This window comes from Romboutsia sp. (assembly GCF_035470145.1).
Classification (GTDB): Bacteria; Bacillota; Clostridia; order Peptostreptococcales; family Peptostreptococcaceae; genus Romboutsia_D.
Genome location: NZ_DATIRC010000221.1, coordinates 1 through 1,635 on the forward strand (window position 1 = coordinate 1; position 1,635 = coordinate 1,635).

At 27.6% G+C, this 1,635-nt stretch carries 2 protein-coding genes; both read right to left on the bottom strand.

Features of this window, described 5'->3' with window-relative positions; genetic code table 11:
- Positions 1-676, bottom strand: a 676-nt coding sequence (locus tag VLM92_RS09470) for a hypothetical protein (protein WP_325276098.1), incomplete at its 3' end; no start/stop codon positions are given.
- A 2-nt stretch (positions 677-678) separates the two neighbouring features.
- Positions 679-1,560, bottom strand: a complete 882-nt coding sequence (locus VLM92_RS09475; protein WP_325276099.1) for an ABC transporter ATP-binding protein — start codon at positions 1,558-1,560, stop codon at positions 679-681.
- Between the last annotated feature and the right edge of the window lie 75 nt (positions 1,561-1,635).

Consider the following 1,635-nt stretch of genomic DNA (forward strand, 5'->3'; position numbering starts at 1 on the left):
CTTTATATCTTATAAGCTGACAACTATACATTCCCCATAAAGGAGTAAATCCTACTACATCTTTAGGAAATAATTGACTTATTCCATAAAAATCAGAAAAATACGGTAATCCCATTATAATCCCACCTACAAAGAAAGGCATTACAGCTTTTTTACTTATAGATGATAAAAATAATCCTAACTGTGCAAATAAAAATGATCCAGCTATTATAGTTATAATCATTATAATAACCATTTGTATAACAGTTATATTTGATCCACTCTTTCCAAAGTACCATAAATTTTTAAGTGGAGTATCTAAGCCTTTAAATTTAAATAATCTAAAAGCTTTTAACGACATTAGTAAAAATATAGATATATTTATTAAACTCACAGCTATTCCATTTGCAATACTTTTAGCTAATACTATTTGTTTTCTTCCGTTCTTAGTTGTTTTTATAAGGTCATCCATATTTGAACTATATTCTGTTACATAGCTCCCTGCAAATATCATAAACATGATTATTCCTATTAAAGGTGCTAATCCATAATATTTATTAAATATATCTGCATAAGTTTCAGTTAATGAAAACTCTCTTATAGTAGATTGAGCTAAAAATAATGTTAATGCCCACATTATAAGAACACTTTTTTTACTTAATATCTTTTTTAATTCTAATTTTATAATTGAACCCATGATTACACCTCCCTAGCATCTTCTAAATCAAAGTAGCACATATACACATCTTCAAATCTTGGCTCTATCATTCTTGTATTTTCATGTTTTGGCATAATATCACTTATTAATCTAAGTTCTATAAAGTCTGCACCACGTTGTATATTTATAACCTTATATTCTCTTTGTATCTCTAAGGCTTCAGCTTCACTCTTAGTAGTGATACTAAATACTTTTCCTCTCATACCATCTAATATTTCTCTATGCGTTCCTTGTAAAAGTAATTTTCCATCTTTTATCATAATAGTTTCTTTAGCTATAGACTCTATATCTGATATTATGTGAGTTGAAAGTATAACTATAGTTTCCTTACCTATTTGAGATAATAGATTTCTAAATCTAGTTCTTTCTTGAGGATCAAGTCCTGCTGTCGGTTCATCTAGGATAAGTATTTTAGGATCATTTAAAAGAGCTTGAGCTATTCCAACTCTTCTTTTCATACCTCCTGAAAATTTAGAAACATATTTATTTTTTACTTCATATAGTCCTACTAATTTTAAAAGTTCCTCTACCTTTTTCTTAGGATTTTTTACACCTTTAAGCGCTGCTACATACATTAAAAAATCTTTTGCACTAAAATTTTTATAGGCATCAAAATCTTGTGGTAAATATCCTATTAAACCTCTATATTCATCATCTAACGTTTTTATATCTTTTCCATTGTATAAAATTTTACCACTTGTTGGCTGTTTAAGTGTTGCTATTTGCTTCATTAATGTAGTTTTACCTGCTCCATTTGGCCCAAGTAATCCGTATACTCCACTATCTAATGTAAGATTTATATTTTCATTTGCATTTTTGTGTTTATATGACTTTGTTAAATTTACTATTTCAAGTTTGTTCATATTAATTACCTCCTCTATTTGATTACAAACTTATTATATAACTCAAACCTTACAGATTTATAAACGTAACCTTAA

What these genes read in the sequence shown, in the direction of transcription:
- VLM92_RS09475 (WP_325276099.1), bottom strand. Translation starts at nt 1,560, where the DNA reads ATGAACAAACTTGAAATAGTAAATTTAACAAAGTCATATAAACACAAA.